Source organism: Pseudomonas fluorescens (assembly GCF_000967965.1).
GTDB lineage: Bacteria > Pseudomonadota > Gammaproteobacteria > Pseudomonadales > Pseudomonadaceae > Aquipseudomonas > Aquipseudomonas grandcourensis.
The window spans coordinates 1-317 of sequence record NZ_LACC01000076.1 but is presented as its reverse complement, the minus strand read 5'-3'; the positions used below and the strand labels follow the sequence as shown (position 1 = coordinate 317).

Here is a 317-nt window from a genome sequence, read left to right as displayed (position 1 = left end):
TCAGTCTATCTTTCTATCACATACCCAAATTTTTAAAGAACGAACCAGTCAAAGACTAGAAATCAACATTCACCATCGAACCGATGGAATGCTCATTTCTAAGCTTTACACAATCAGAAGCAGTTAGTGGTGGAGCCAAACGGGATCGAACCGTTGACCTCCTGCGTGCAAGGCAGGCGCTCTCCCAGCTGAGCTATGGCCCCGTATTTCTACAGGCGTTTCCCACACAAAATTGGTGGGTCTGGGCAGATTCGAACTGCCGACCTCACCCTTATCAGGGGTGCGCTCTAACCAACTGAGCTACAGACCCAATTTCG

2 tRNA genes are annotated in these 317 nt (G+C 48.6%); both read right to left on the bottom strand.

From position 1 onward, the window contains the following. Window positions 1–127: 127 nt before the first annotated feature. Window positions 128–203 (bottom strand) — tRNA-Ala (locus VC35_RS28210). 30 nt (window positions 204–233) lie between these two features. Beyond that, window positions 234–310, bottom strand: a tRNA-Ile gene (locus VC35_RS28205). Window positions 311–317: the final 7 nt, after the last annotated feature.